Below are 22,958 nucleotides of genomic sequence, written 5' to 3'. Positions count from 1 at the left end.
GCTTCAGGAGCTCAGCCGGTGCACCAACTCGGCCTCCACGTCCGGCACCGCAGGTGCGGCACCCTTCTCGATCAGTGCGTGGAGGGTGTCGGCGATGGTTGCCGCGGTGGGCAGGTGCAGGCGGACCGTGGTGAGCGGCGGCTGTTGCAGCGTGGCGAGTACGAGGTCGTCGCAGCCGACGACGGCGACCTCCTCCGGGACGGCGATGCCCTCGCTTCGGAGTGCGTGCATGAGAAGAGCGGCGTATTCGTCGTTGAAGGCGAAGACGGCGTCCAGACCCAGGTCCGCCCAGCGCGCGGCCAGGGCCGCGGCGGACTCGCGCGTGTAGGCGAGTTCCATCGGTGTGACCGTGGCCATGTGCCGGGCGGCGACTCGCCGGGCACCGGCCAGCCGCGGTTGGCCGAAGGCGTCGAGGCCGCGTTCCTGCGGCATGACCACGCCGATCCGCTTGCGTCCACGGGCGATGAGGTGCTCCACGGCGACCTCGCCGATACGCCCGTGGTCGAACGCGACGGTGTGGACTCCGTCCACCGGACGGGCGGCGACAGCGAGCAGCCCGCGCACACCGGCGCGGCGCAGGATGCCACCGGCCTCACCGGTGAGCCGGTCGCCGTTCATGGCCAGCACCGCTGCGGGCCGCAGCTCCGCCCACGCGCGCGCGGCCGTCGCCGCGTCGGGGAAGCGGCCCGTGTGGAGCACGGTCGTGTAACCGTGGCGGTCGAGTTCGCACTGCAGATCCTCCACCCAGCTGCTGACCAGGCTGCCGATCGCGGAGACCGATGCCGGCAGCAGCACCAGGTTGCTGCGCCCGGCACGCAGAGAGCGGGCGGCGGCGTGCGGCACGTAACCGAGGTCCTTGGCCGCGGTCAGCACTCGGGCTCGCGTGCTGTCGCTGACCCGGTGGCTTTGGGTGTCGTTCAGTACGAAGGACACGGTGGCGCGGGACACCCCTGCGAGGCGGGCCACGTCCGTGCTGGTGATGGAGGCAGCGCCCGGCGTTTCTTTGGCCATGACGTCCCCCTTCGATCACTTTTCCGGCCGTTCGACCGCTTCTCCTCCAAGGTTACACGCGTAACGCCAGGCACTGCCGCCAAGCGCACTTCTCGGCATTCCTGACATTCCTGCCTTTCCCCCCATTCATTGACGATCGCCGGATTGTCTGAACAATCATGGACGGAGCCCGATGGATCAGAGCAGCCAGTCACCACATGAATGCCCCGTTCCGGTTCACGGCGGTCTGGTTCCGCTGCACAGCGGCCTGCTCGCCCACGATCCGCGCCATGTCTACGAGGCCCTGCGCCGACGCTGGGGGTCGATCGCGCCCGTGGAACTCGGCCCCGGGGTCGAAGCCTGGCTCGTGATGGGCTACCAGGAAGTACTTGAGCTCGTATGGAACGAGCGGGCCTTCTCCAGCGACGCACGGCGCTGGAACACGATCGTCGAGGCCTCCCTGCCCGAGGACTCCCCACTCTTGGCGGTTCTGGGCTGGCGTCCGGCCCTCAACCGCCTCGACGACGAGGCGCATCGGCGTCAGCGCCAGGCCGTGACCGAGACCTTGAACGGCGTCGACACGCGCCGGCTCCGCAGCGCCGTCAGACGGCAGGCCGAGACGCTGGTGGACGGATGGGGAATGAACCGCACGGCCGATCTCGTCACCCAGTACGCGCGCCCCCTGGTGGGGTACGCCTTCAGGGTGCTGATCGGGCTTCCCGAGTCCGAGGAGCGGAAGGTCGCCGCGCTGCTCGGTTCGATCGCCGGGACAGCCCACGACGCGGCCCGCGCCGAGGCCGAACTGATGCGGACGCTGCACCGTCTGGTCGCCGCGAAGCGTGACGTGCCCGGCCCGGATCTCACTTCATGGCTGCTGGCTCACTCCGCCCAGCTGACCGAGGCCGAGGTCGCACACAACCTGGCGGCGATCCTCTTCGCGGGAGGGGAGAGCACCGTCAACTGGATCAGTGGCACGATGCGCCTGCTGATGGGCGATGCCCGCCTGAATTCCGCGGTGGCCAACGGTCGGCCGACGGTCGCGAACGCCGCCGACCGCGCACTGTGGGACGGCTCGCCGGTACCCAATATCGCCGGTCGCTGGGCGCGGAGCGATCTCACCTTCGCAGGATGCCAGGTCCGCGCCGGGGACCTGCTCATTCCCTGCCTGACGGCCGCCAACACCGACCTCCTCGTCCACGACGCGCAAGACCTCGGAAGCCGCGCCCACTTGTCCTGGGGAACCGGTTCTCACGGATGCCCGGCCAAGGACGCGGCCCGTTCGATCGCCGAAACTGCCGTCGATGTCCTCGTGCGTCGGCTGAGTCTCGTCCGCCCCGGCGATTCCGACACCGCTCTGTGCTGGCAGCCCTCCTTGTGGAGCGGCACCCCGGACGCACTGCCGGTGGCGTTCACACCGATCCGGCCCGGCCCGATCACCGCGGCCGCCGCGCCGGTGGTCCCCGCCGTGATGGGCGTACCGGAGAAGCGGCGGGGCGCGCCGGCAGCCGACAGCGGCTCGACGCAGCAGGCGTGGGGCTGGTGGAACTCCATGAACGGCTGGTGAGGCGACTCACCGGAACCAGCCCGCCCCTCGGAGGTGACCGCTGCTGGGCGGCGGCCACCCCTGGCGCAGCCGAGGTCGGCCGCGGTCAGCCGAGCCGGATGCCGTGCCCGCAGGGGAACAGCGAGTCTGCGGCGACATCGTCCTCGTCCGGTGTCTCCACCACGATCGCGTACCGTGCCGCGACCTCGGGGTCGATGCCCGCGGCGTAGATCCTGGTCCCGGAGCGAGCGGCAGCAAGGCTTCCGCGGCACCGCCAGGTCGGTCCTTGAGCACGGCGATCGAGCGGCTCTGCGCGGCGGGGCCGCCCGCGGTGAACTCCGGGTTGGCGCAGACCCGGGCAGCCCGGTCTGGGTCCGCGTACGGATCGTCGAAAAGGCCGAGGACGAACTCTCCCTCAACAGTCGCGTGATGAGATCGGGGGCCGCCTCGCCGCCGAGCTGGTCGGCTCCGGCGTCGAGGCGCGTTCCACCCGGGTGAGCCGGTCCAGGTCCTCCACGCCCCAGGCACGAGCGGGGAAGGGACCCCCCGAAGATCTGCGTGTCGGTGACCGGGCCCCAGTCGGTGCAGATGATCCCGTCGAACCCGCACTTCTCGCGCAGCGGACCGGTGATGACGCCCTTGTCGAAGCCGAAGCCCACCTCGCCGTAAGGCGTCCCGACCGGAATGGCGTAATACGCCATCACCTGCGAGGTGCCGGCGGCGAAGGCCGCCTCGAAGGGGCTCCATGGGTCGGCCCTTGCTGGGGGCCGCCGCCTCCAGACGGACCGCATTCGGTCGTCTCACCGGCCCCGGGCGCTCCCACCGCACCCGGGGCCGGCCCGCCGCTCCCCCCGTCGCGACGTCCCCGACAGAGAGATTACACGTGTAACTAGCCTATGGGCTCTAAAGCCACAGCCGATTCTCCGCAGCGAGCACCGCCTCCCGCTCCAGCAGCCGGGCGAAGGCGCACTGCAGCAACAGGCACGTCCCACCTCCCGCGAGGGCTCCGGCGACCACGTCGCTGAGCCATTGGGCGTGCAGCCAGGTCCGGCTCCACATCATGGCTGCGACGTACAGGGCTCCGACCAGCCACCACCAGCGCCTCGCACGGGGAGGAAACAGCACGACGCCGGCCACGATCACGAGCGTCACGGCCGTGAACACCTGACCGGAGGGGTACGAGCCGTCGTTGACCAGCACCAACGGATGCGGCGGCCTCGGGCGGTCGACCATCGACTTCAGCGGAAGAACCACCAGCACGTTCGCCGCGACAGCGGCCGCGAAGACGAACAGCCCCGACCTCCAGCGCCCGTAGACACACAGGCCACCGGCCAGCCCGAGCGGAAAAATCATCCCCAACGGGCCGCCCAGACGGTCGAGCGCGTAGGCGAAGCCCGCAGCCGTACCGCTGCGCCCACCGTCCATCCACCGCGCCCAGCTGTCGTCGAGCGCCTGGAAGAACGGCGGCCGCTCACCTCCGAGCAGGAGCCCGACGGACAGAGCCATCAACAAGAGCGCGAACCCGGCCGGCAGCGCGCCGCGCGGCGGGGGAGCGGGAACGTAGTGCGGAGGAAGGGAAGAGGACGGCACCAGGGGTGGGTGCCCCAGAGGGGTCAATTCGATCACCTTTACCTACAGTCACACCACCCTCCCGGCATGCGAGGCCGGGAAGGGAGCGGAGTACGGACGCACGGATCCGGCGGACGCGAGCGAGCGCGGTACGTCTCGCTCCGCGGCACGAGCCGGAGAGGCGCAGGGGAGAACGACACCGAGGACGTCGCCGGTGGGCGGTGGTCGGGTCGCGGTCGCAACGGGCGGTAGCGTCGCGCCAGCGGAGAGTATCGCGCATATCTGACGTCCGCCACAGATGCAATATAACTTTAGGACATCACCGGCCGTCCCACAGTCATCGGGAAGCTCGATACCCGCTCTAGCCGGGACCGCGAATCGCGTGCTACACAGTGTTCACGCACGTTGATAACACGTGTAACTAGGTGCGCCCCCGATCCGGGAGCCATCCTCGCCGCGCGCCACTCGATACCGCGGCTCCCCTCCCCCTCTGCTCCCTTTCCGAGGAGTCGTCATGACCGCCGACGAACTGACCGAGCCGCGCACCCCTGAGGCGCTCGAAGCGCCCCGGCAGCGCGGACTCCTGTTGCTGCTGTTGGTAGCCAACTCATCGATGCTGGCCGTCTACATGGGTGTCGGCTCAGTGCTGCTGCCCACGCAGATCGCAGCGATCGACCCGGCGAACAAGGTCGCCCTCCTGGGCCTGATCGGCGGGATCAGCGCCGTCTTCGCGACCGCCTTCAACCCGATCGCCGGCGCCCTGTCCGACAGGTCCGGCCGTCGCAACCCGTGGATCCTGGGCGGCGCCCTGGCCTCCCTGGCCGGACTGGCCTTCCTCGGCTCCGTCCGGACCGCGCTGCTCGTCGGCATCGCCTGGTGCCTGATCCAGGCCACCATGAACGTCTACCAGGCCGCGGTCACCGCCCTCGTGCCCGACCGGATCCCCGTGGCCAAGCGCGGCACCGCATCCGCGGTGGTCGGGCTGGCGCTGCCGATCGGCGGCACCGTCGGTGTGTTGATCGCCTCGCAGACCGTGGGGCAGGTGCGTACGGGATACCTCGTCTTCGGCGCCCTGGCCGCCGGTTCGGCACTGTTGCTGAGCGCGTTCTTCCGGGATGTCCCCCGGTCCGCACCGGCACCCGCCGTGCCCATGCGCCAGAAGATCGCCGCATTCCTCTCGGCGCTGGCCAGCCACGACTTCCGGTGGGCCTTCATCGGCCGTGCGCTCATGGTGCTCGGCTATTTCTCGGTCATCGGATACCAGCTGTACATCCTGGACGACCACATCGAGCTGCCGGCCGGCCTCTCCCCCGCCGCCGCGATGGCCGTCCTCACGCCGGTGACGATGGTCGCGATGGCCGTGTCCACGGTGGTCGGCGGTGTGCTGTCCGACCGCTGGAACCGGCGCAAGGTGTTCGTCGGGGTCTCGGCCGCGCTCGCCGGACTCGTCATGGTGGTCCCCGTGATCAGCCCGACCTGGACCGGCATGATCGTCTTCAACGCTCTCAACGGTCTGGCCTTCGGGTGCTTCATGGCCGTCGACACCGCGCTCGTCACCCTGGTCCTCCCCCGGGCCGAGGACGCCGCCCGCGACCTGGGTGTCCTCAACATGGCCAATGCCGGACCGCAGATCATCGCCCCGTTCGTCGCCTCGGCGATCGTCACCGCGTTCGGCGGATACACCCCGCTCTTCCTGGTCGGCGGCGTGCTCTCGCTGTTCGGCGCACTCGCCATCCTGCCGATCCGCACCGTGCGCTGATCTCCTCCCGGGCCGCCTCCCAGCGCGGCGGGTGGCCCGGTATCAGGTGCGGTGGCCCGACCAGCTTCCGTAGCCGCGCGCGTCAGGCCGAAGCCCACTCGTCACGCAGCAACGAGTAGTAGATGCTGTCGCGCCACGTCCCGTCCGGGCGTGGCCAGTCACGACGAACCACACCGTCGCGCACCGCGCCCAGGCGTTCCAGTGCCTGCTGCGACCGGATGTTCTCAGGGTCCGTCCGGAACATCACTTTGTCGCAGCCCAGCCCAGTGAAGGCGTGCTCCAGCAGGAGACGCTTCGCCTCCTGGTTGATGCCGGTACTCCACCACGCCCGCCCCAGCCATGTGGAGCCGATCTCCACCTGCCGGCGGACCGGATCCGGGTACCAGTACGACGTGGTCCCTGCCACCTGCCGGTCGACCAGCACCGCAAAGGGCAGGCGCAGCGCCTCACGGCTCAGTGCGGCCCCGATCCATTCCCGCATCGCGTCCACCGTCGGCGGACGGTCGTACGGCAGCTTGGCGAAGACCTCGTCGTCGCCTACGGACCACAACCCCTCAGCGTGGCCAAAGGACAGCGGTTCCAGGCGGACACGCGGGCCGGCCAGGACGAACGGGCGCAGTGGAAACACCCGTTCAGTCTGCCACCAACCGGCGGTGTCCGGAGTTGGCGAGGTAGGCGGGTGTGTAAATGGTGCCGCCGCTGTGGAGGGTGTCACCGAGGCCGGAATGAGCGAGCTGGTTGTTTGCAGCGCCGCTTAGAGGGGCTTGGTCCGGATGTGGAGGCTGCCGCTGGCCGAGACAAGCGAGTTCTGCCGCCGGCCGGCCTGCTGCCGTGTACGTCCCTCCTCCCCGGGAGGGCGCCCGCGGAAGCGTGCGCAGGGACGAGCGTCCTGCTCGCCGGGCTGCGCCCCTGACACGTGCCCTCAGGTGAAGGCGGAGCGCATGTGCGCTCCGCCCTCGTCTCGGTTGACGGTGCCTGGCCTCGGCACCCGTCAGAGGTGCTGGAGGATCGCGGAGGTGAATGCGGCGGTGGAGGCGCTGCCGCCGAGGTCGCGGGTGCGCACCGGGGTGGTGGCCAGGACGCGGGCGATGGCGTCGGTGATGTCGGCCGCGGCCTTGGGGTGGCCGAGGTGGTCGAGCATCATCGCGGCGGACCAGATCGCGCCGATCGGATTGGCGACGCCCTGCCCGGCGATGTCCGGGGCCGATCCGTGGACCGGTTCGAACATGGAGGGGTACTCGCCCTCCGGGTTGAGGTTGGCGGACGGGGCGATGCCGATGCCGCCGGCCACGGCCGCCGCCAGGTCGCTGAGAATGTCCCCGAAGAGGTTGGAGGCGACGACGACGTCGAAGCGGGCGGGGTCGAGGACGAACTTGGCGGCCAGCGCGTCGATGTGCTCCTGGTTCCACTCCACCGTGGGGTGCTCGGCGGAACGCTCGGCCACCAGCTCGTCCCAGAACGGCATGGTGTGCACGATGCCGTTGGACTTCGTCGCCGACGTGAGGGGGCCGCCGCGCCGTTCGGCGAGGCCGAAGGCGAAGTCCAGGACCCGGGTCACTCCCTTGCGGGTGAACACGGCCTGCTGTACGGCCATTTCATCGGGACCTCCGCGGTTCATCCGGCCGCCGATCTCGCTGTACTCGCCCTCTGTGTTCTCCCGGACGACCACGAAGTCCACCTCGCCGGACGTGGCCGCGCGAACAGGACTGGGAAGGCCGTCGAACACGCGGATCGGGCGGAGGTTGACGTACTGGCTGAAGGCCCGGCGGATCGGGATGAGCAGCCCCCACAGGGAGACGTGGTCCGGCACACCCGGGTAGCCGACCGCGCCGAGGAGGATCGCATCGTGGCGGCGGAGCTGCTCCAGGCCGTCCTCGGGCATCATCGAACCGAGGCGCAGGTACCGCTCGCAGGACCAGTCGAACTGCTCGTAGGTGAACGTGATGCCGTGGCGCTGCCCGACCGTGTCGAGGACCTCCCGTGCCGCCGGGAGGACTTCGGTGCCGATGCCGTCACCGGGTATGAGGGCGATGTTGTGGTTGGTCATGGCTCGCATTCCAGCAATCGGGCGCCGTCCGGGTCCAACACGTATCCCCGATGTCCCTCATAGGCTGTTCCTATGGGCCGGCGGGACGGCGATCTCCAGGAAGGCGCCGGCAGCCGGCGTCAGCTGCCCCTTGCGGCTGACCAGGATGTTGTGCTGGAGGGAAGCCGGTTCCAGGTCGAGGACCAGGGCTCCGGCCCGCTGGGAGAGGTCGGCCCAGGATTCCGTCACCACCGCCAGCCCGACGCCCGCGAGCTCCAGGGGCAGGAACGCCATGCGGTGTTCGGTCTCCACCGCGATACGGACGTCGATGCCCTGTGCTTTCAGGTCGTCGACGTAGGCGCGGATCCCGGTCCCCCGCTGCCCCACGATCAGCCGGTGCCCTTCGAGCTGTTCGCGTTGAACTGCCCGTCCGGCCGGGAAGGGGCCGTCCATCGGGGTGACCAGGACGAGCCGGTCCTCTCCGACGTGGTGCGGGACGACGTCCGTATTCGGCAGTGGCGACGAAGTGGTCAGCAGTCCGAGCTCGCACCCTCCCGTACGCACCGTGTCGACCACGTCCTCGCGGGTGAGGGCGACGCGCAGGCTGAGCGACACCGCCGGGTAGCGCTCGGTGAAGCGCTGGATCATGGTGCTGAGGGGTTCGACCGTGGGTGAGGCCATGGCGGCGATCTCCAGGCGCCCACCGCGCAGTTCACGGACGGCACCGACACTGGCCCTGGCGAGCTCCAGGGCGTGCAGAGCTTCCCGTGCCCGGGGAACCAGGGCGGTACCGGCCTCGGTCAGGACCACCCTCCTGCCCATCCGGTGGAACAGGGGGCTGCCCAGGTCGCGTTCCAGGCCCTGGATGGCCTGCGAGAGGGACGGCTGCGACACGTAGAGTGCCGCAGCCGCGCGGTTGAAGCCGCCGTGGTCCACGATGGCGAGGAAGTACGTCAGCTGCCGGAAGTCCACGGGTCAGCGCAGGCCGTCCGCGACGAACCGCACGCTCCCGTCACCGCCGCGCCGGAGCAGGCCGGCGGTGGGGGCGGGGAAGTGGCTGCCGATCACGAGCGTTCCCGTGTCCGCGTACCGGTCGACGAACGCCCGCCGGGTCGCAGCGGCCTGCGCCACGTCGGTGTCGGCGAGTCCGGCCACATCGGGTTCGATGAACTGCACCGGGTGGTGCACGAGGTCACCGGTGATCACGGCACCTTCCCCGCCGGACTCGACCACGACCGCGACCTGGCCCGGGGTGTGCCCGGGAGCGGCTTCCAGGCGTACGCCGTCGCACACCTGGTGATCGGTTCCGACGAAGTCGACCAGACCCTCATCGATCAACGGCTGCATCGTGTCGTGGAGGTCCGCGTCCGCCTCGTTCGCCCAGTGGTCCCATTCCAGGCGTGTGACGAGGTGACGTGCACGAGGGAAGGTCGGCACCCATTTCCCTTCCACCAGGTGCGTGTTCCAGCCGACGTGGTCGAAGTGCAGGTGGGTGCACACCACGGTGTCGATCGACTCCGGCGGGTAGCCGAGGGCGGTGAGGTCGTCGAGCCACGTGGTGTCCAGCATCTGCAGGAAGGGCACCGACGGCCGGGCATTGCCCACGCATGTGTCCACGAGGATCCTGCGCGTACCCGTGTCGACGACCAGCCCGTGCACCGAGAGCACGAAGGTGCCGTCGGCCCTGCTGAAGTCGGGGGCGGGCCACGGGTACCTCTTCAGGAGCCCGGTGTCATCCGTCCGCAAGGCCCCAGCAACAGGAACAGGTACCTCCGCCTCCAGCACTTTGTGAATCGTCGTCGCACCGATACGCCACGTCGCCATTCGATCCTCCACTTGATGATGGATCGAATAATATTGACGCTCGCCATAAATTCGCAATAAACGAGGAGGCCCAAGCCCCTCGACCCCGGCCTGGAAGGACGCACTGCACGGGTTTCACGCAGGACGGCGCCGCGCCCGTCGTGCACACTCGCTCGGGCCCGATCCGCGGCGCCATGGAAGACGACCTGGCCGTGTCCCGGGGTGTGTCGTACGCGGCGCCGCCCGTCGGGCCCCTCCGGTGGCGCCCGGCACAACCACATCACGGATGGAGCACCACCCTCGACGCGACGGCGTACGGCCCCGGTTCGCCGCAGGTCGTACGTGAGGGCGACCCGATGCTCGGCAGCCACGACCTCCCGCCCTTCGACGAGGACTGCCTGACGCTCAACGTGTGGACTCCGGGCACCGACGACGCCCGCCGTCCCGTCCTGGTCCGGATCCACGGCGGCGCCTTCCTCTCCGGTCCGGCGCGATGCCGAACTACTCGGGCGAGACGTTGCCCGGGACGGCGACCTGGTGGTGGTGAACCTCAACAACGGGCTCGGACCGCTCGGCCCCCTGTCCTGCGCACCGGACGACGGCAGCGAACACCACAACGCCTGGCTGACCGACCAACTCACCGCGCTGCACCGGGTCCGGGACAACATCGCCGCCTATCTGGAGATCGTCGACGCGAAGGACGCGGGCGAGCTACGCACGCTGCCGTGGCCGCGACTGGTCGGGGCCACCGCCGGACTCCTCGCCTCCCTTCGTCTTCGACAACTTCGACAAGTCGTTCCGAGCATCGCGGGCGGCGGCGCCTCCGGCTACAGGCCGGTCATCGTGCTTCGGCGCTCAGGGGCCGTTGCCCGCGGCCCGACCGCGCTGCCCAGCGGCCGTCGTGGCGGCTGACCTCGATCGGGCGGCCGAAGCACGTGGTGAGCAGGTCTCCGGTCAGGACGGAGGCGACCGGGCCCGTCGCATGGACGCGGCCCTCGCGCAGCAGCAGCGCGTGGCTGGTGCTCGGGGCCAGTTCCTCCACGTGGTGGGTGACCGTGACGGTCGCCAGGTCCGGGCGCCCGGTGGCGAGGCGGTGCAGGGCGTCGATCAGGTCCTCGCGCGAGGGCAGGTCGAGCGCGTTGAACGGCTCGTCGAGGAGCAGCAGGGACGGGTCGGCGATGAGCGCACGGGCGATGAGGATGCGGGCACGTTGGCCGCCCGAGCACACGCCATACGGCCTGTCGGCCAAGTCCTTGCAGTTCAGCTCGGCGAGCAGGTCGTGGGCGCGCTCGCGGGTCGCGGCGTCGTACATGCGCCACAGCGGCTGAACGGTCCCGGTGGCTCCGGTCAGAACGATCGTGTGCGCGGTCTCGTCCTCGGGAACGCGCTGCGCGCTGGAGACCAGGCCGATGCGCGCCCGCAGTGCGCGCATGTCCACGCGGCCGAGCCGGTGGCCGAGGACCTCGACGGTTCCGTCGGTAGGGTGCATCAGCGCACCGATCAGGCGCAGCACGGTCGTCTTTCCCGCGCCGTTCGCGCCGAGCAACGCCCAGTGCTCCCCGGAGCGTACGGTCCAGTCGATCCGGTCGAGGATCACCAGCCCGGTGGTGAAGCGGCGCACGCTCGCGGCGTTGAGCGCGGCGACGGTCCGAGGCTGCGCGGGCGTGTCCATGGGCGCTCCCTGCCTGCGCTGATGCGCGCATCGATAGCTCTAGAAGCCACGCCTACGATGCGTGGCCTGCGGCAAGCCGGCATACAGAAGGGACAGTTGCGCAGGCGTCCCGACCGCTCGCGCGCATCCCCTCGCCCGATCATGCACGATATTGCATCATCGTGTCGGTCGCCAATATTGCACGATATCAGTGACGGGTGCCGGGCATGCAGTCGGCCGCGGCACCACACGACGGCTTCGCCCGTGAAGCTGCCGACCTGGCGCAAGCAGCGCCGCCTGGGCCCCGAATACGCGATCCGCTACCGCAGCGCGGCCGGCGAGCAGGCCGAAGAAGCGTCGTGCGACCCGCCCGCAAGCGCGCCACACGCATCCAAGCCCTGCACCAAAGCCCCTACAGTCACGCTCCGCGCAGGGTGTCGCGCCGACCTTGCGCGCCCAGTCCACGCCAACTTCACGACCGTCGCAGGAGACCGACTGGCCTGACGAACCGTCACCAAAGTCGGCATTGAGTCAGCATTGGTCCCGGCAAAGCTGACCCCAGCTGGTCACACCTGGGAAACGTCGACGGTCTGGAGAGGCCCTCCCGGAGCCCCCCGTAGCTCGCCTCGTCCGAATGATCTCCTCGCGGGATACGGCCTCTCCTCGACTGATCTCTATGGGTCACCTGCTTCGGAAAACCAAAGGTCAGCGCACCCGCCCACGCACCTTCAGCGGGAGCTGCGGGGCAGGGATCGGAGGGCCGTCGTAGCCCTCGAGTGGTACGCCGACAAACTCGGCACCGTCGACGGCTACCTCCTGCGCCACCCCCTGGACCCGACGAAGCCGTGTCTCGCCCATTACCTCCAGAACCAGTGGCAGCGCATCAAGCGAGCCGACGAGGTCAACAGCCCCGACGGCATGGTGATCTACCGCCACCTCATGCCCGGCTCCATCGGCAAAGCCGCCGACATCCTCGAGTCGGTTCGGCAGGGCGGCGTGGCCCCAGGACGCTCCCCGGCGAACGGGCACGCCACATGGCTTCGATGCTCCACCCTCAACGGCACTGCCGGGGCGCGCGCCGTCGCTGCCGCGCGCGCCCCGGCTCGCATCGGCTGATGATGGGAGTACGGCCGAACACGCGGAGCTGACCATGACGGGTTGGCATGTCAGGGACTACGCCCAGGACGATCTCGAAGCGGTGATCCGGGTCGACGCCGAGAGCGGCACGGCCGAAGAGCCACCGCTCTTCCCGCTGTCGGACGCCGTGGCGGCCCTCCAGGCCCTCCACCCGGCGGTGGTGGCCACGGCGGACGACGTGGTGGTCGGTGCCGCGGTGAGCAGGGTGGAGGGTGAGCGGGCGTGGATCCTGCGCATCAGCATGGCGCCCGCCTGGCGGCACCAAGGGCTGGGCAGCGACCTGATCACGGCCTTGGAGCACCGGCTGTTCGCGGGTGGTGTCCGTACGGTGCACGCGGTCCTGCCCGACGGCGAGACCGGTGCCGCGGCCCTGTACAACTGCGGCTTCGGAGCCCGTCCGGGCCTGGTCTTCTTCGAGAAGCGCGGGCGGGTGACCCCTCAGGCGGTCAGCATGCTCGCGTCGCTGGGAGCGGAGCTGCCGCCCGGGGGACTGTGGCAGAAGGTCGCGGGCATGCACCGGGAGAAGGAGCTCATCGAGCGGCGCCTGGTCCTGCCACTGGCGCATCCCGAAATGGCCTCCCAGCACGGCGTGGAGCTGCCGCGGGCGGTGATGCTGTTCGGGCCGCCCGGGACGGGGAAGAGCACGTTCGCGCACGCGATCGCCAGCCGTCTGGGATGGCCGTTCCTCGAACTGTTCCCCGCCCGGCTGGCCGCCGAATACGGGCTGGCCAGCGGGCTGAACCGGCGCTTCGACGAGATCGCCCGGCTCGACCACGTCCTGGTCTTCATCGACGAGGTCGAGGAGATCGCGGGGACTCGGAGCGGCGCCGACGCGACCGCGGTCGGCGTCGTCAACGAACTGCTCAAGGCGATCGTCCGGTTCCGGGGCCAGGACGGGCGACTGCTCGTCTGCGCCACGAACGACGTGACCACGCTCGACTCCGCGTTCCTGCGCCACGGCCGTTTCGACTACGTCCTGCCGATCGGCCCCCCGGACCACCGCGCGCGGACGGCTCTGTGGGAGAGCTACCTGGCCCGGGCGGGCGCGCAGGCCGACAGCGCGGCGCTGGCGGACGCCAGCGAGGGGTTCACCCCCGCCGACATCGCCCATGTGGCGCGCACCGTCTCCCAGGTCCAGTTCGAGCACACCTTCGACACCGGGACCCGGGCCCGCCCCACCACCGAGGACTACCTGCGCACGATCGGCGACACCAGGCCCACGGTCAGCGCGGCCATGGCCCAGGCGTTCGCCCAGCAGACCGAGAAGTTCGCCCGCATCTAGGGCCTGTCTTTGGGATCAAGCCGGGCCCGCGGCCGTGGCCGTCCCTTCCTCCTCGGCCTCCATGCGCCGGATTCCCTCGTGGGTGAGGGTGACCATCGCCGGGGTGTTGCCGGGTTCCCAGTCGACGGTGATCAGCAGATCTCGTCGGAGTGCGCGCCGGTACCGGAGGGGGTCCTGCTGGCGGCCAGCCACGGGCGTGCGGGGCCCGAGGGTGTCGCCGTGTCCACGGTGAGGTGGAGGCGGGTGTTGCCGTCGAGAGCGGGGTAGCTGCGCTGTTCCGCCCCGGCGAAACAGCTACGGAGCGCCTCCGCGACCGCTCGGGCGGCTTCCGGAGTGTGCGCGATGATCCGGACCTCGGCGTGCCCGAGCGAGGGCAGTGTCTGGGTCTCGATGTACTTCACGTAGGCGTGTTCCCTTTCGGAGTGGGTGAGGAGGCCGGCGGGTCGGGGCGCCGAGGCGCCCCGACCGCTGCCCCCGGTCGGAGGAAGGTCTGTTCCTCACCGGTCGGCACCCGTGTGGTGGGCTCGACGACCGGTGTCGTCCGGCAGGCCGGGAGGCCTCGGCAGGGGGGCGCTGAAGCGGTAGACCTCGATCCGCGCATCGTGCTGGGCGTTCAACAGGTGGATCCAGCGCATTCCGACGCCGATCATGAGGATGATCACCACGATGAGGACGATCGTCTCCACGAAGCTCACCTCCAGCCGTTCGCGGACAGTGGGAGGGCGCTTCGTCCGAACGGCTCCCCGAAGGTGGACATGAAGGCCCCGCCCTCGTCCTCCCAGGCGGCTTCCCGGCGGCGGGCGTCGCGGATGCCGCGCCCGATGACGGTCTCGTTGGCCATCAGGACCCCCGCGGCCAGAGCGCTGCCCGGGATCGCGGCGGCGGCCATCAACCGGGCCGCAGCCGCCGGCTCGGTCTCCGGCGGGATCACCAGGAGATCCCAGCGGCCGACGGTGTAGGAGAGCAGGATCAGCTTGTCGGGGTCCTGCTCGGTGAACCAGCCCACATGCAGCACACGCCCGGCCACGGCAACCGTACGCGGGACGACAGGCCAGCGGCCGGGGTTCACGCTGACGCGCGTGATGCGCCCCCAGGGCTCCTCCAGAGCGGCGGCCAGCGCCGGGAGCTCGGCTTCGAGGTCACGCGAGTACGGCCACCAGGCACCGTCCAGCTGACCTGCGAGGGTGGTCTTCGGGGTGAGGGACAAGCGTGCCGGGCGCAGGACAACACCCGGCTGCGCAGCACGGTCGAGGGTCATCGTCATGGCGCGGACCCGTCCCCGGACCGTTCGCGAACGGCCCGGTGCAGTGATCGCCGGAAACGACGTCCGCGTGGGAGCGGGTGTGCGAAATACTCCCGGTCTCTTCACCGTACTCCGGTTCGCGATCCAGGAAGCCGCTTCTGACCAGGTATTTTCCGGCGCAGACGGCGAGAGCGGCGCAGTCGGTTCCCTTCGCCGCACGTGAGGGTGGGCGGAGTTCCGTGAAGCGACGGAGACGTTCCCCAGCTCAACAGCCTTTTCGACGCCGCTGCCGGCCGTCGAACGGGGTGCCCGCCGCACCGCGAAACACGCCAAGGGCTACTGGACGGCGCTTGGTGGCCGCGCTCCAGGGACGTCACGATCGAGCTGCCCGCACCGATCGCGGCACCGACCGCGCACCTCTGGCCGATCACGCGGGTAGGCCTGGACACCTCCGCCTGGCAGTGTCCGAGTGGTGCGCCGAATCAGAGCCCCTCGTCGTGCAGGTCCTCCTCGCGCAGAAGATCGTCCTCACGGCGGCGCGATGTCTCCTTCGGGCCGGACTTCTGTCCCTTCTCGCGGGACGCCTTGCCCGGCTGGGGCTGCGCGGGGTCTCCGGGGCGATGGTGTTCCTGCGCCTCGCGCCCCTTGCCCGGCTCCTGGCGCTTGTCCTGCCTACCGTCCATGACGGCCACTCCTCGTGATGCGAAGGTACGGATTCCTCTCCGATCACGCTGACACGCACCGCGACGGTCTGCATCATGTCGACCGCGAGGCGAGGCACACGAAGGACGACACCCGGGGGCCGTGTATGTCTCTGAACTGCGCGAATGGCCGCCGATGGCTCCCGGTCAGACTGGTCCGGCGCCCCCTGATGATGTGGGCTGGGACAGCGCAGATCGTCTTGCTGACGCGCGCGGCCGGCCAGTTCCTGATGGCGCTCGACAGCTCGGTCATGAACGTCTCGATCGCGAAGGTGGCCGAGGACGTGGGCACGACGGTGTCGGGCATCCAGGGCGCGATCGTGGCGCTGGTGGCCGGCACTGCCGCATGCGACAGATGCATCACCGAATGTGACGCGTCATCATGTCGCAGAAGAATCAGGGAAGATGTGGGTTCGCCCACGAGGTAGGTGCGGGCCGCAGCCTCGCTGTGGCGACTTCAGGCAGCAGGGGGAGCTTCGCTGCGCCTTTTCACCCGCCGAGAGGCGGGTGAAAAGGCGCAGATGCGGCCTACTGCTTGACCAGGGTGTGGAATTCGCTGAAGTCGAGCACGCGGTCGCGGTTCTGGTCCGCTTCCATGGCGTCCTTGACCTTCTCCCTGAGCTGTCCCTGGTGGCCCTCACGCTTGAAGTGGTTGGCCAGTTCGACGATGTTGATCTGTCCGTCGCCGTCGGTGTCGATCTGCTCGAAGATTTCCCTGGCCTCGGCTTCGGTCATGGCTCTTCCCTCTCGCATCACAGGATGATCGTCCACACACAGTGACAGATTCATTACGTGAGTTCACATGGCGTGACGGCCAATCGAGTGATCGCACGCGACTACGCCGCCCCAACCGGACGGGACACGGTCCGCGCAGTGCGCGTCCCGCCTGGTTCTGACCTGGATGGACAACTCGATGCTCGGGTCCGGGGCATGTGACATACCTGCCGGCCGCTGAGGCTGGGGCCCATTGCGGGCCACCGGGAACAGGGCATCCTGGCCTGTCGGCCGGAAGGTGTCTGGCGACCACCTCCACAGCCAGCAACCCTCGCCGGCCCCGGATCTCCGGACCCGGGGCCGGCAGCGCCTCGTACGCGGCGGGAAGTCGAACCTCCGGTACGTGCGCCCGATCCTGAGCATCGGAGTTGTCCAACGGCGTCAGCCGCGGCGCTCAGTTACACCGCCCGGCAGAGTCCCGTCACATGCCCGGGAAACCGGAGGTCGCGGCCGAGCAGTGGGTTGGGGTGTGCGGCCAGGACCGCGACGTCGTCGGCCGGAGGCCGCGGTGGCGCACCCGCGTTGCGCAGGCCCTGCTCGGCGAGGCCGGGTAGGTCGGTCGATGGTGCCGGTGAGGTACAGGAAATCCCGGCCGGCTATTCGGTCTTCGTGGTCTGGAGGACCCGGTCCTGGAGGACCCGGTCCTGGAGGCGCTGCCGGAGGCGCACGGGGGCGCGGGGTCCGACGGGTCGGTGCGCCTTGGCGCGGTGCGCGCGCCCGGTGTCGCTTCCGCCCGGACCCGATCAGCGCACATACCTTCCCGTTGGCAGGACCGCGCAGGCCATCGGTGGTGCGACACCGGCGCGGGCGCCAGGCGTACCCGGGCAGCCAGAACCGCCACCGGGGCGCGGCACCACCCGGCCGAAGGCGGTCCCTGCGGTGACTCATCCGACTGACAAGGCAAGGCGGCAGTACATGGCTATGCGCAGTGGCGAACCGAGGGTCGACGTCAGCCCCGATCCGTGGACGGACGCGGAAGGCGCCGACAAGTCGCAGGGCAGCGCGCCGGAATCACTCCGGCAGGGAGTGCTGTTTGCCCCCGCACTGCGGGCGGACACGGCCCGCAAGGTGAACAAGCCGAACACGGTGTGGCAGCTCACCGGCGCGTGGGAGTACGAGGGCGAGACGGCCACCGGCACCGCCGCCGTCTACTACGGCCTCGCCCCCGACGGCACGCCCCACAAGGGCCTCGTCAACCCGATGATCTTCGCGGACGGGTTCAACTACGGCGAGAGCGAACTCGGCGATCTCTACGCCCACCTCGACGCGCCCTACAACGCCGACGGCAAGCGGCTGCTCAGCCAGCTGCTCGCCGCGGGCGTGGACGTCATCCTGCTGGGCTTCAAGGAGCGCCACACCCACATCCAGGCCAACGCCGCCGTCGCGGTCAGCGCCATCCGCAAGGCCATCGCCGACCGGCAGGAGGGCGGCGCCCCCCTGATCGTGGGCGGCGTCAGCATGGGCGGACTCATCACCCGGTACGCGCTGGCCTGGATGGAGAACGAGGGCGAGGACCACGAGAGCCGCATCTACCTGTCCTACGACTCCCCGCACAACGGCGCCTGGATCCCGATCGCACTCCAGCAGCTGGCGTACTTCTTCGAGTCCGTCCCGGACCCCTCCGGCAAGCCGAAGCAGGCCGAGCTGATCAGGAGCGCCGCCGCCCAGCAGCTCCTGTGGGCCTGGGTACCGAACGCCAAGGACTCCGGCGCCGTCGCGACCTGGAGCGAGAAGCGTGTCCGGTTCCTCCAGGAGCTGAAGGACATCGGATGGTTCCCGTCCAAGCCGGGCCTGCGCAGGATCGGCGTCGCCAACGGCACCGGCGACGGCACTCAGGGCCCGCTCCTGCCCGACGAGCTGGTCTTCGACTGGGCGGTCCCGAACGTCGCCCGCGCGGTACTGCGCACCCAGCCGGCCTTCGGCCAGCTCCAGGAAGTCGTACGGATGTCAGCCCTGATCCTCGGCTACCGTACGAGCCGAACCAGCGAGATCCCCCCGCTCGACGGCGCGCCCGGCGGCACCCTCGCCTCCTACGGCATGCTCGCCGACGCGCTCGGCGCCACGATCGACGAGCGCCACCGCTCCGGCTGCTTCGTGCCCTCGGTCAGCGCCGTCGCCCTCAAGTACGACCCCGTCACCTGGGACGTCGACCTCACCACCGACCTCAACGACCTTCCCCCCGGCCGTAGCGAGTTGGACGCCTTCCACTGCGACGACACCAATTCCGAGCACAGCCTCGTGACGGAGCGCCTCGCCGAGTGGATCCTCGCCGAACTCATCGGCTGACCGCACCCGCCGCCACCGGCACGGGCGGAGCCGTACCGAGTACAACACCGGGCTGACCGACCCGTCGGAGCTCCTGATCCCTCCCGGCCGGCCCGACAAGGACCGAGCCACCGCCACCGGGCCCCCGCGCACGCAGCGCGGGGGCCCTTCGCGTCAGCCTTCTCCGGTCCATCGCCCTCCCCCGGATGTTCGGGCCGACGGTCCGGCGACACAACGACAGCCTGCCGGCACGGTTCCTTCCCGGGGGACCGAGGCGTCGCTCCCCGCCTGCGGTCCTGTGTCCGCAGTCGTTTCGGAGGGGACTGCCGAGGTCAGCAGGTGTGTGGTTGCCGGCGAACCTCACCGTCACCCTCTGTCGGCACCAGTCAGCGGCCAGATTCTTGCCGACCTGCTGGAGAACGACGTCGTCCAGGGCGCTGTGGGAGAGCAGGACGGGCACCGCGGGCTTGCGCTTGCCGAGGCTGCTCTTCGGCCACGATCGTGTCCCACGGGGCGCGATGCCCGAGTGGTACCAGGGCCTGGCATGGCGCGAGCGGGCCGAGCCGGTCATGTGGCAAGGGGTGAGCTGGAGTTGATGACGTCGCCGCCCGTCGGAAAGAGCGCCCTGGTGCTCGATGACCCGGGCCTGCCTGATGCGTGGCGGGAGGCGCTGAATGCTTCACTGGACGCGCTTGCCGCACGGCAGACCCGGCGGCTCGCCACCCCTGGCACGGTGACGATCACGCAGGAGCAGGTGACGCAGACCCTCGCGGAGGCCTTCCCGTGCCTCGCCGAAACAGGGATCGAGCGATGGGCGCCGGCTCATGCGGACTTGACCTGGGCCAACGTGATGGGACCCGAGTTCTCCATCATCGACTGGGAGGACTGGGGCATGGCGCCCCGAGGCCGGGGCGCCGCAACACTGTGGGGCAACGCCCTGGCTGTCCGGACGCTCGCGGACCGCGTCTGCCAAGAGTGTCTGACGGTGCGGGTGGAGGGTACGAAGGTACAGAATCAGGAAGGCAGTGCTGACCCCGGTGCCCAAGGCCCGGACCCAGCTGGGCTCTCAGAGAACTCCCTCCCGGCAAACCCATCTGGGGGACTCTCGTTCCCGGGGCTTCCTGATCGCGGGCACCGAACCGCGCGCCTGCCTCAGCCCCCGCCCTCAGGTCCCTTCCAGCTGCTGGGCATCGCGGCCGTCTCATCCGCATCATCCGACACCGAGTACCTGCTGCACGACGGTTCAACCGAAGCCCAGGACCGTCCCTCAGCCGCCGCGTTCTGGCTCGGGCACTGGCCCCTGCGGCATCCTGCCCTCCCTCATCTGACCTTTCGCGCCGACGCCCTCCGTGGAACTCAGACAGACAGCAAGGCCGCCCGGTAGGCCTGGGCCACCACGAAACTGGCGATTGTCACTGGCCTCTGCGTGGCGTTCGAGAACACCGTTGAAGACCTCGAAGCCCCCTCGCCGCCGGAATCCCCGTACGTCCGTGAGAGCACCTGGGCCATGCAGAGACCCTGATTGCCCTGCGAGCTGCGAGCACTTGCGACAGCAGGTCGGGCAGGAAAACCTGGCGAAGCCCAGGCCAGCGGTGCCGTATGGTTGAGCCATCGACGCGGGGTGGAGCAGCTCGGTAGCTCGCTGGGCTCATAACCCAGAGGTCGCAGGTTCAAATCCTGTCCCCGCTACTGCTCAGAAGGGCCCGGATTCCGTACAGGATCCGGGCCCTTCTGTTGCCTCCGGCGCCGACGTTCTTATGTGCGCGCTACGCCCTTCATGCCCCCTGCCTTCCGAGCCCAGAGCCGCCCCAGCCCCCTGATCCTGTCGATCCCGGCGTCTGTCGACGTTCGCGTAATTCGGCTCTGTCGGGGATCTTGTGATGTCGCCGGGCTGAGCTGGGTAGTCTCTGGATGTGCGGTTCAGGGGTGTTGGGGCGGTTGTTGCCGCATCTGTCCGGTGTTGTCATCGAGTCGATCAAGCGAACGGCCGGGGTCATCACGCTTCGCGCGGGGTGTCAGACGTTGCCGGTGAGATGCCCGGGATGCGGTATGCCGTCGTGGCGGGTGCACGGCCGGTACGTCCGCCGGCTGGGCGATGCGCCCGTGGCAGGCAGCCGGGTAGTCATCGAGCTGACCGTGCGCCGCTTCAAGTGTCTGAGCAGTCGGTGCCCGGCCGTGACGTTCGCCGAGCAGATCGAGGGGCTGACCAGGCCGCATGCCCGGCAGACCCAGGTACTGCGGTCGATGCTCGCCTCGATCGCTCTGTGCCTGGCGGGCCGTCCCGGTGCCCGCCTGGCCGCGGCCCTCGGGATCCGCATCGCCAAGGACGCGCTGCTGGACCTGCTCCACTCGGTTCCGCAGCCACCAGTTGGCGCCGTCAGGTTCCTGGGAGTGGACGACTTTGCTCTGCGCAAGGGCGACTCCTACGCGACGATTCTGGTTGATCTGGAAGCCCGCCGCCCTGTCGATGTCCTGCCTGGCCGGGACGCTGAGCCCCTGGCAGCCTGGCTTCGCCGGCACCCGGAAGTGGAGGTGATCTGCCGGGACCGGGCCGGTGCCTACGCGGAGGGGGCCCGAAACGGTGCCCCGCAGGCGATGCAGGTCGCCGACGCCTGGCATCTGTGGCGGAACATCGCCGAGGCGGTGGAGAGGACGGTCGGCTCTCACCACGGTTGCATCCAGACCGCGTTCGCAGAGCCCCCGGTCATAGCGGAGACAACCGCGAAGGACCTGGTCACGCCGGAGCCGTCCAGGCCGCTGGCCGTGCCGTTCGTCCCGCCGGACGGCACGCTCGACGTCAGCGGCCAACCCCGGCGCCTGGTGGCCCGCACCACGGAGAGATACGCGGCGGTTCAGGCATTGCTGGCCGAGGGGAAGTCTCTGGCGGCGATCGGACGGACACTGCGGCTGGACCACTCCACCGTCCGCCGTTTCGCCCGCGCCACCAGCCTCGACGAACTCCTGGCCAAAGCCACCGGACGGCTGTCAGTCCTGGACGAGCACGCCCTACCTCCACGCCCGCTGGCTGGAGGGCTGTCACGACATTCCCCAGCTCCACCGGGAACTGCGCGAGCGCGGATTCGCCGGGAGCGTCCAGTGCCTCCGCCGCTACTTCCGCGCCTTCAGACCTCCCCGCCAACCAGGCAGGAAGCAGCAGCCGGTGTCCCGACCGCGGCCCGGGCTGGCCCCGAAATCCCGACGCGTCGTCCGCTGAATCATGACGAACCCCCAGCACCTCGCGGCCGCCGACGCCGCGGAACTGAAGGAGATCCGTACGGCCTGCCCTCACCTCGACGCCGCCGCACGGCACGTCCACGACTTCGCTGAAATGCTCCACGACCTCCGGGGAGACCAACTTCCCGACTGGATGGAGCGAGTCCTCGCTGACGACCTCCCAGCCCTCCACTCACTGGTCAGCGGCCTGCGACGCGACTTCGACGCCGTCACCGCAGGACTCTCCACACCATGGAGCTCTGGCCAGGTCGAGGGCCACGTCACCCGCGTCAAACTCATCAAGCGCATGAGCTACGGCCGAGCAAACCTCGACCTCCTACGCCAACGCATACTCCTGGGCCCATGACCCTGCGACAGGGACCTCCCGCTATGAGATCGTCTGAGCCCGCCGTCTATTCTGAACGCGTTCAGTCGGGTGCGAGGTGGGATGTGAATGAGCACTTCAATGAGGCGGTGGCCGGCTCTGGTCGCCGCGTTGGCGTGGGCCTGCGTTGCTTGCGCTGATGCAGGTGGAGACGCGGCTCGCATTGATCAGTCGGCGCTTGTGGGCGAGTGGAGTAGCCCGGGTGGCGGTCTTCTTCACTTGCGGGCGGACCACGGTATGACGGGGGAAAGCCTGAACAGTGCGATGTTGGGGGGCACATCGTGCCCGGACGCTGCAACCGGGCACTGGAGCTTCTTCAGCTCGCCGAACGACGCGGGTTCCTCCTTCGCTGACGATGCGCTCACCAGCGGCGACACCGTCTCCTTGCGCATCGATTCTCCGAAGGACTCCTGTCTTTTGTCGGCTCTGGTCCGACGGGACGAACGAGGATTCATTCTTTGCCTGGTAGAAGACCCTGATTCCGACTGTTCCGCCGAGGAACTTCTCCGTCTTGAGCCAGTGCTAAGGGCTGTCCCGTAATCGATCTCCACGGGGTGGACGTGCCGTCGTCCCGGAGGCCAGGTCTGCTGGCTATCCGGCCTGGAGGAGGTTGCACA

At 69.5% G+C, this 22,958-nt stretch carries 23 protein-coding genes, 1 tRNA gene and 2 pseudogenes; 13 read left to right on the top strand and 13 right to left on the bottom strand.

Annotated features, from left to right (window positions below; all coding sequences use genetic code 11):
• Positions 1-3: 3 nt before the first annotated feature.
• Positions 4-1,011 carry a LacI family DNA-binding transcriptional regulator gene (locus ACFYZ4_RS35325; RefSeq protein WP_390785866.1) on the bottom strand — a complete coding sequence of 336 codons (1,008 nt, stop codon included), beginning with the start codon at positions 1,009-1,011 and terminating at the stop codon, positions 4-6.
• 172 nt (positions 1,012-1,183) lie between these two features.
• On the opposite strand from ACFYZ4_RS35325, the gene ACFYZ4_RS35320 reads away from it, so the two are divergent.
• Positions 1,184-2,554 (top strand): cytochrome P450, encoded by a 1,371-nt coding sequence (locus ACFYZ4_RS35320; protein WP_390785865.1) that lies wholly within the window; start codon positions 1,184-1,186, stop codon positions 2,552-2,554.
• An 882-nt stretch (positions 2,555-3,436) separates the two neighbouring features.
• On the opposite strand, the gene ACFYZ4_RS35315 is transcribed toward ACFYZ4_RS35320, so the two are convergent.
• On the bottom strand, positions 3,437-4,159 hold the full coding sequence (locus ACFYZ4_RS35315) for a phosphatase PAP2 family protein (protein WP_390785864.1): 723 nt from the start codon (positions 4,157-4,159) through the stop codon (positions 3,437-3,439).
• 457 nt (positions 4,160-4,616) lie between these two features.
• On the opposite strand from ACFYZ4_RS35315, the gene ACFYZ4_RS35310 reads away from it, so the two are divergent.
• The gene (locus ACFYZ4_RS35310; RefSeq protein ID WP_390785863.1) at positions 4,617-5,861 is read left to right on the top strand and encodes an MFS transporter; all 1,245 of its coding nucleotides are present in this window, start codon (positions 4,617-4,619) and stop codon (positions 5,859-5,861) included.
• Positions 5,862-5,943: 82 nt separating this feature from the next.
• On the opposite strand, the gene ACFYZ4_RS35305 is transcribed toward ACFYZ4_RS35310, so the two are convergent.
• From ACFYZ4_RS35305 to ACFYZ4_RS35290, 4 genes are all read right to left on the bottom strand, one after another.
• Complete coding sequence (locus tag ACFYZ4_RS35305; RefSeq protein ID WP_390785862.1) at positions 5,944-6,489, bottom strand: GNAT family N-acetyltransferase; 546 nt, start codon at positions 6,487-6,489, stop codon at positions 5,944-5,946.
• A 363-nt stretch (positions 6,490-6,852) separates the two neighbouring features.
• Positions 6,853-7,908: a tartrate dehydrogenase gene (locus tag ACFYZ4_RS35300; RefSeq protein ID WP_390785861.1), complete on the bottom strand. Its 1,056-nt coding sequence runs from the start codon at positions 7,906-7,908 to the stop codon at positions 6,853-6,855.
• A 57-nt stretch (positions 7,909-7,965) separates the two neighbouring features.
• Positions 7,966-8,859 (bottom strand): LysR family transcriptional regulator, encoded by an 894-nt coding sequence (locus ACFYZ4_RS35295; RefSeq protein WP_390785860.1) that lies wholly within the window; start codon positions 8,857-8,859, stop codon positions 7,966-7,968.
• A gap of 3 nt (positions 8,860-8,862) precedes the next feature.
• Complete coding sequence (locus ACFYZ4_RS35290; protein ID WP_390785859.1) at positions 8,863-9,633, bottom strand: MBL fold metallo-hydrolase; 771 nt, start codon at positions 9,631-9,633, stop codon at positions 8,863-8,865.
• A 218-nt stretch (positions 9,634-9,851) separates the two neighbouring features.
• Between ACFYZ4_RS35290 and ACFYZ4_RS35285 the strand changes: the two are divergent.
• Both ACFYZ4_RS35285 and ACFYZ4_RS35280 read left to right on the top strand, forming a co-directional pair.
• Positions 9,852-10,169, top strand: a pseudogene (locus tag ACFYZ4_RS35285) (carboxylesterase family protein); the annotation flags it as partial.
• Between the two features lie 58 nt (positions 10,170-10,227).
• Complete coding sequence (locus ACFYZ4_RS35280) at positions 10,228-10,602, top strand: hypothetical protein (protein WP_390785858.1); 375 nt, start codon at positions 10,228-10,230, stop codon at positions 10,600-10,602.
• Here the strand turns inward: ACFYZ4_RS35280 and ACFYZ4_RS35275 are convergent.
• On the bottom strand, positions 10,529-11,362 hold the full coding sequence (locus tag ACFYZ4_RS35275; RefSeq protein ID WP_390785857.1) for an ABC transporter ATP-binding protein: 834 nt from the start codon (positions 11,360-11,362) through the stop codon (positions 10,529-10,531). The genes ACFYZ4_RS35280 and ACFYZ4_RS35275 overlap by 74 nt on opposite strands.
• A 1,129-nt stretch (positions 11,363-12,491) precedes the next feature.
• On the opposite strand from ACFYZ4_RS35275, the gene ACFYZ4_RS35270 reads away from it, so the two are divergent.
• Positions 12,492-13,760 (top strand): ATP-binding protein, encoded by a 1,269-nt coding sequence (locus tag ACFYZ4_RS35270; protein WP_390785856.1) that lies wholly within the window; start codon positions 12,492-12,494, stop codon positions 13,758-13,760.
• Between the two features lie 131 nt (positions 13,761-13,891).
• Here the strand turns inward: ACFYZ4_RS35270 and ACFYZ4_RS35265 are convergent, their stop codons facing one another.
• The 3 genes from ACFYZ4_RS35265 to ACFYZ4_RS35255 form a co-directional block, all read right to left on the bottom strand.
• Entirely contained in the window at positions 13,892-14,161 is a 270-nt protein-coding gene (locus tag ACFYZ4_RS35265; RefSeq protein WP_351299047.1) for a hypothetical protein, read from the bottom strand.
• A gap of 96 nt (positions 14,162-14,257) precedes the next feature.
• Positions 14,258-14,446 (bottom strand): hypothetical protein, encoded by a 189-nt coding sequence (locus ACFYZ4_RS35260; protein WP_390785855.1) that lies wholly within the window; start codon positions 14,444-14,446, stop codon positions 14,258-14,260.
• Positions 14,447-14,451: 5 nt separating this feature from the next.
• Complete coding sequence (locus ACFYZ4_RS35255) at positions 14,452-15,024, bottom strand: DUF5994 family protein (RefSeq protein ID WP_390785854.1); 573 nt, start codon at positions 15,022-15,024, stop codon at positions 14,452-14,454.
• Positions 15,025-15,336: 312 nt separating this feature from the next.
• On the opposite strand from ACFYZ4_RS35255, the pseudogene ACFYZ4_RS35250 reads away from it, so the two are divergent.
• Positions 15,337-15,456, top strand: a pseudogene (locus ACFYZ4_RS35250) (DUF5994 family protein); the annotation flags it as partial.
• Between the two features lie 29 nt (positions 15,457-15,485).
• Here ACFYZ4_RS35250 and ACFYZ4_RS35245 read toward each other — a convergent pair.
• Positions 15,486-15,686: a hypothetical protein gene (locus ACFYZ4_RS35245; RefSeq protein ID WP_351304391.1), complete on the bottom strand. Its 201-nt coding sequence runs from the start codon at positions 15,684-15,686 to the stop codon at positions 15,486-15,488.
• Positions 15,687-15,904: 218 nt separating this feature from the next.
• On the opposite strand from ACFYZ4_RS35245, the gene ACFYZ4_RS35240 reads away from it, so the two are divergent.
• On the top strand, positions 15,905-16,132 hold the full coding sequence (locus tag ACFYZ4_RS35240; RefSeq protein ID WP_390785943.1) for a hypothetical protein: 228 nt from the start codon (positions 15,905-15,907) through the stop codon (positions 16,130-16,132).
• A gap of 100 nt (positions 16,133-16,232) precedes the next feature.
• Here ACFYZ4_RS35240 and ACFYZ4_RS35235 read toward each other — a convergent pair whose 3' ends face one another.
• Positions 16,233-16,439, bottom strand: coding sequence for an EF-hand domain-containing protein (locus tag ACFYZ4_RS35235; protein WP_351295940.1), 207 nt, complete (start codon positions 16,437-16,439; stop codon positions 16,233-16,235).
• A 464-nt stretch (positions 16,440-16,903) separates the two neighbouring features.
• Here ACFYZ4_RS35235 and ACFYZ4_RS35230 point away from each other — a divergent pair, with 464 nt between their 5' ends.
• The 6 genes from ACFYZ4_RS35230 (at position 16,904) to ACFYZ4_RS35205 (ending at position 22,323) form a co-directional block, all read left to right on the top strand.
• Positions 16,904-17,032 (top strand): hypothetical protein, encoded by a 129-nt coding sequence (locus ACFYZ4_RS35230; protein ID WP_390785853.1) that lies wholly within the window; start codon positions 16,904-16,906, stop codon positions 17,030-17,032.
• Positions 17,033-17,393: 361 nt separating this feature from the next.
• A complete protein-coding gene (locus ACFYZ4_RS35225) occupies positions 17,394-18,764 on the top strand; it encodes a hypothetical protein (RefSeq protein ID WP_351295943.1) in 1,371 nt (456 codons plus the stop codon).
• A 607-nt stretch (positions 18,765-19,371) separates the two neighbouring features.
• Positions 19,372-20,127 (top strand): hypothetical protein, encoded by a 756-nt coding sequence (locus ACFYZ4_RS35220; protein WP_390785852.1) that lies wholly within the window; start codon positions 19,372-19,374, stop codon positions 20,125-20,127.
• Positions 20,128-20,358: 231 nt separating this feature from the next.
• Positions 20,359-20,432: transfer RNA gene (locus ACFYZ4_RS35215), tRNA-Met, on the top strand.
• 222 nt (positions 20,433-20,654) lie between these two features.
• Positions 20,655-22,070: an ISL3 family transposase gene (locus ACFYZ4_RS35210; protein WP_390785851.1), complete on the top strand. Its 1,416-nt coding sequence runs from the start codon at positions 20,655-20,657 to the stop codon at positions 22,068-22,070.
• Positions 21,961-22,323, top strand: a complete 363-nt coding sequence (locus ACFYZ4_RS35205) for a transposase (protein ID WP_390785850.1) — start codon at positions 21,961-21,963, stop codon at positions 22,321-22,323. Before ACFYZ4_RS35210 ends, ACFYZ4_RS35205 begins: the two co-directional genes overlap by 110 nt.
• A gap of 233 nt (positions 22,324-22,556) precedes the next feature.
• Here ACFYZ4_RS35205 and ACFYZ4_RS35200 read toward each other — a convergent pair whose 3' ends face one another.
• Positions 22,557-22,733, bottom strand: a complete 177-nt coding sequence (locus ACFYZ4_RS35200) for a hypothetical protein (protein WP_158711848.1) — start codon at positions 22,731-22,733, stop codon at positions 22,557-22,559.
• Positions 22,734-22,958: the final 225 nt, after the last annotated feature.

The organism is Streptomyces sp. NPDC001513 (assembly GCF_042894695.1).
Classification (GTDB): domain Bacteria; phylum Actinomycetota; class Actinomycetes; order Streptomycetales; family Streptomycetaceae; genus Streptomyces.
The sequence above is the reverse complement of the archived record's forward strand: the minus strand, read 5'-3'. Positions and strand labels throughout refer to the sequence as shown.